Annotated in this window: 4 protein-coding genes; all 4 read right to left on the bottom strand. The window is 42.7% G+C overall.

The window, feature by feature from the left end:
* Nucleotides 1-239: 239 nt before the first annotated feature.
* The 4 genes from CSV75_RS15970 to CSV75_RS15955 all read right to left on the bottom strand — a co-directional run bounded on the left by CSV75_RS15970 (nt 240) and on the right by CSV75_RS15955 (nt 5,041).
* Nucleotides 240-1,760 carry an S-layer homology domain-containing protein gene (locus CSV75_RS15970; RefSeq protein WP_099676602.1) on the bottom strand — a complete coding sequence of 507 codons (1,521 nt, stop codon included), beginning with the start codon at nt 1,758-1,760 and terminating at the stop codon, nt 240-242.
* A 298-nt stretch (nt 1,761-2,058) separates the two neighbouring features.
* On the bottom strand, nt 2,059-3,561 hold the full coding sequence (locus tag CSV75_RS15965; RefSeq protein ID WP_158231685.1) for an S-layer homology domain-containing protein: 1,503 nt from the start codon (nt 3,559-3,561) through the stop codon (nt 2,059-2,061).
* 191 nt (nt 3,562-3,752) lie between these two features.
* On the bottom strand, nt 3,753-4,271 hold the full coding sequence (locus CSV75_RS15960; RefSeq protein WP_144034792.1) for a hypothetical protein: 519 nt from the start codon (nt 4,269-4,271) through the stop codon (nt 3,753-3,755).
* A gap of 146 nt (nt 4,272-4,417) precedes the next feature.
* Complete coding sequence (locus tag CSV75_RS15955) at nt 4,418-5,041, bottom strand: AIM24 family protein (protein WP_233191700.1); 624 nt, start codon at nt 5,039-5,041, stop codon at nt 4,418-4,420.
* Nucleotides 5,042-5,262 lie beyond the last annotated feature (221 nt).

Below are 5,262 nucleotides of genomic sequence, written 5' to 3'. Positions count from 1 at the left end.
CGTTGTCTTCAAAATTTTTGATCGTAAACAGAATAATCGCCCGCTTTCTGATTTTCTAATTTGTTTGCAAGGTTATGGTAATTATAACATGATTAAGACTAGTAGAATTCACATTTCTTATACATTGATGAAAGGTACCTGTGTGTGAAATTTTCATTATTTTTTACACATTCACGTTTGTTTCGAACACAGGTACCTTCACTTAAAATCAGTAATATCCATTGCACCGATTGTGACCGTTACATATCGGGATTTATGTCAAAAATAGAGCGTACAGACACATTCACTATGCCATACATTTCTTTTACATGGATCGTTCTCCCTCTATCTATGCCTGACGTCGCGTCACCCGGCTGGCCAATCATCCAATAGACGTCATTTTCAAATTCCATATCAATTGTGCCTACGCTTTTCGCTGTAATATGGAATATGCCCGTACCCGGCTCCCGCTCTACTGTTGCTATAGCTTCGGCGTTTTCAGTGAGTATCGTGTGCTTCCCTATATTATTCGCGGCTTTTTTGTCATAGGTATAATATCCATCGTACGACGACGCTACATCATAAGTAAGCGAAGGCTGTTCTTGCAACACCTCAGTGTCATAATAAAATGACCCATCTTTCGGTATCTTTGCCTCAATTGCGAACCGTACATCTTTTCCATTCGCAAAACGCACAGTTGCAATGTAGTCACCTGGTTTGTCGATCACAATATACTTGCGGGTAGGATATTGGTACGTACCGAATGTAGCATCATCGGACACCAAAGCACCGTCCACTGTATAAATGCTGACACTAGTAATCTTTTCCGCTGTAGGCATGTCGAAGATCGCTGCAGTCGGCAAATAATCATTCGTTTTCTCAAGCGTCAGCCGCAATTCCCCATTCACTTTTTTCACTTGTACGTAATACTTTTTAATTTCTTGCTGCGAGCCTTTCCATCCGTGTAAAGCGAGAATGCCCTTTCCTTCTTTCAGCGGAATCAATTGAACCCGCCCGTCTGTTGATGGATCTTTTCCATACGTGTAGATTACTTGAAACAATTCATTTTTATTATCAAGATCTTGATAGATGCCACCCGATTCCGAACGAACACTTATCCTATCGAACCCTAGTTCATCCGCCCGCACCGTAACCATCGTAGGCTTCGATTTCTCGGTTTTCGTCAATAATACAGCTGCTTGGCTGCGCGTAATCTGCGCATTGATGCTGAATCTGTCAGGAGACGTACCTGAAGTAATTCCAAGACGGTACAGGATGAGAACATTCGTACCATGCGATTGATATTCCACGACATCCTTAAACGGATTTTTCGTATCGTAGAAATAATATCGCGGCAAATCGAACGCTTTCACGATGATTGAAGCAAACTGCCCCCGTTTCACCGGATCATTCGGACCGTAACGGCCGTCCTGATAGCCACCAATCACATTCGCTTCAGCCAGCGCTGCAATTGCAGGGTAATGCCCATTTTTCGTTGAGACATCTGTAAACCCGGGATTTTTGACGTTCGTCGTATCCAATTTTAGCATCTTCGCAATAATGGAAGCGGCCTGCCCTCTCGTAATCGGATTCCCCGGCTTGAACGCACCATCCGGATAACCGCCAATAATATCGCGTGCCGCCAAGTCGTTCACCGCTTTCGCGTATGGCTGCTTCGGCGAGACATCCTTGAACGGTTGACTGCTTGCCGCTCCCGCCGATAAAGGCAGACCACAAGCCAACACGATTGCACTCAGTAACGCCATCATCATCTTTTTCATTTCACATCTTCCTTTCCCGTCTATGTAACACCGTACAGACGCAGGAATCCGGAAATAGTTTCAAAGATTTTATTGTCGTTTTGATAAAGGAACTTGTGCATAAAACCTTCATGTTTGTTTACACATTCACGTTTGTTTCGCGTACAGGTACCTTATTTATAATATATAGTAACGCGTGTTTCTCAACCACACACCGCTTCCTTCTTCTCTTTTCAATTAAAACAAGGGATATCACACAAGAGTTCCCCCTCATGCGATATCCCTTATATTCTCCTTCACTGCCCATCCTTCTATATCATCAATAATTAAGTTCATATATTTGTGAAGCGGAAACATGAATCAAACCATTCAGATCACGGACCTTTATTTCCATGCCAGTGATCATACCTGACACCCCGTCGCCCACTTCACCCGTAAAATAAACGGAATTTTCAAACTCTACTTCAACTGTACCGACCTTCTTAGCTGTCACATGAAATACATTCGTGTGGAGATCTCTTTTAATTGTTGCAATGTTTTCTGCATTTTTCGTAACGATAGTGTGCTTCCCGATATTCCGTGCTGCTTTCTTATCATAATACCCATTCTTTTCAAACAGCTCTTCAACGTTGAATGTATAAGACGGACGCTCTCTCAACACATCTATGTCGTAATGAAAATAAGCATGCTCCGGCTCTTTCACATGAATCGCATAGCGGATTTCTTTACCGCTCGACAATTGAGCAACGGCATAATAGTTGCCCGGCTGGCGAATCGTTATACAAGTCTTTTGATCTTCTTTGCATATATGGAGAGATGCGTCACCCTCTAGCAATTTATCAGTTGCTGAATACAGTCTGACTTTCTTGACTTTCTCAGCTTTAGACAATTCCAACGGCGCCTCTGTCGGCAAGTAATCATCTGTTTGCTCAATCGATAGCTTCAGTACGTCAGCTGTTTTTTTTACATGCACATAATATTTCCGGTAGATCTCCTCATCTTCATTCATCGGCGAGTCCCCGTTATATCCGCTGACATTCAGTGTCGCAGTTCCTTCTTTCAGTGCTATAAGTTGCAGTCTACCCGGTCCATACGCTGTGTCGCGAGTGACAATTGACTCGTACACGTCCTGATCCTCTTTCCAAATCACTGAATATATTCCGTCCATCCCAAGCTCTTCTGGTTTAAATGAAACCATCGCAGGTTTTTCATCTTCTGTTGCTTTCATCATCTTGGCTGCTTGCCCTCTCGTCACGGGCTGATTCACACCAAAACGGTCCGGCGCAATGCCGCCCGCAATTCCAAACCGGTGAAGTATCAAAATGCTGGCACTGTGAGACTGGTTGCCCGCGACGTCTTTAAAAGGATTTTTCATTCCGTAGAAATCATAACGCGGTAAATCGAATGCTTTTACAAGAATAGAAGCGAGCTGTCCCCGTTTCACTGGATCATTCGGACCAAACCGGCCATCTTCATAACCGCCAATGACATTTGCCTGCGCCAGTGCGGCAATTGCCTGATAAGAACCGTTTGTTTTTGCCACATCCTTGAAATGCGAATCTTTCACGTTTGAAGTGTCTATGCCTGTCAGTTTCACAATAATTGCAGCAGCCTGTCCGCGTGTCACTGGATTGCCGGGCTTAAATGTTCCATCTGGATAGCCGCCAATGACATGCCGTTCCGCCAGTTCATTCACCGCCTGCGCAAAATGCTTGCTCGCCGGCACATCAGAAAATATTTGTTCTCCAGCGGCATAGCCAGCAACCGAAGAACTGCACGTCAGCACCAATGCGCCAAACATCGTTATAATTTTCTTCTTCAAATTTGCTAACCTCCCAATCATTGCTCTGTATGTCGATTTGTCGTACAGACGGAGAAATCAGGAAAAAGTTTCAATTTTTTCGAAGGTCTTTTAAAAAAATTAAAAGGTACCTGTGCGCGAAACTTTCATGAATGGTTAAACATTCACGTTTGTTTCTCACACAAGTAACTTATTTTAAAAAGAACGTCTGTTTACATTTTTGAATAGACGTCCTTCATTTTATTTTCGAATTCAATATACTTCGTTTCATACCCTTCAAGATGTTCGCCGCTTGTCCCAAACTTTTCAACTAATTCCGCTGCGGCCGTCTGCAGTTCTTCGAAGTCTTCAGTCATTCCAAGTTCTTCAATTTCATTGTGGAAATATCCAATATATGTAATTGTCGATTCAGCAAGAAAATGTTCAGCGTGCGCAAATTTCTTTCGATAGTCAGATCCCTCTTTCATGCTATTTACGGAGTCTTCAACGAAACTTTTTACGCTTGAATATTCCGAGAAGAATGCTTCTTCAAGGTCATCGGTTTCTTCATTGAATTCGTTGACCATTGGTCGGCGTTCCATTACTTCGACTTTTGACTCATTGTCTTGTGCCGGCTCGACTTTTTGCACTGGTGAATCGACCTGCTTCGTTTTTTCGTCATCCGTTCCGCAACTCGCTAACAATAGCCCAAGAATAACAAACGATCCCAATGCACGATTTATCTTTTTCAATTCAAACTCCCCTTCCATTTTTACTTTATCCTAACATATTCCTTGAAATTAAAAATACCTGCGCGTGAAACGTTCATGATGGTTTACACCTTCATGTTTGCTTCTTGCACAAGTACCTTATTTTAATAGAATCCCGTATTCCGAATTTATTGAAGGAACGGCGCCATTAATACTTTTCCTGTTCCGCGGTAGACATTTACCAATCCTTCGCCTGAAGCCGCCGAACCCATAAGTGTTTTTCCAGAGCGCTCGACAGTAAATTCTAAACCCCCTGACCAAGCAATCGCCATATTTCCATCGATTTTCAACTCATCATTTTCTAACTCGATTTCTATAAGTTCCTCTCTCGATACGGAAGATTCCAGTGCAATCGTTCCTTGCCCAGTAAGTCCCAAATTGAAAAGACCTTCCCCGCCCAATGCAGCAGAAGAAAGATTTGAGCGCATTATGGCCTTATGTTTTAATCCTGAATCACAAGCTAAAAAGAGTCCGTCTTCAATGATGAGTGACTGATCCCACTCGTCGAGATCCAGTAGTAAAATATGCTTGTACGTTGGTTCTAAAACAAGTGTACCGGTTCCCGTGTACTCAGGTTTGATGGCCGATTCTTTGGTTACTTTGCCCCTAATCGCTTTTCCAATAAAGTCTCCTACTCCCTTGAGCCCAGTCGTCGCTTTCACATCTCCGGCTATCCATTGCATGGCCCCTGCCTGAATCGTAATGTTTGATTGACTGACATCGCAAACTAGCTGTCTTCTTCTTACATTCATTTCAGAAGCATAATATGCCGATTGGGCCGTAGCATGATTGATACTTAATTCTCTTTGAAACTCTACTACTTTAAAAGGGCCTAGCTCCTCCCTGACTTTTACATTCTCGTTGTCTTCAAAATTTTTGATCGTAAACAGAATAATCGCCCGCTTTCTGATTTTCTAATTTGTTTGCAAGGTTATGGTAATTATAACATGATTAAGACTAGTAGAATTCACAT

The sequence above is a fragment of the Sporosarcina sp. P18a genome (assembly GCF_002743135.1).
In the GTDB taxonomy this organism is placed as follows: domain Bacteria; phylum Bacillota; class Bacilli; order Bacillales_A; family Planococcaceae; genus Sporosarcina.
Note: the sequence above shows the minus strand (reverse complement) of the source record. Positions and strands in the feature narration are given on the sequence as shown.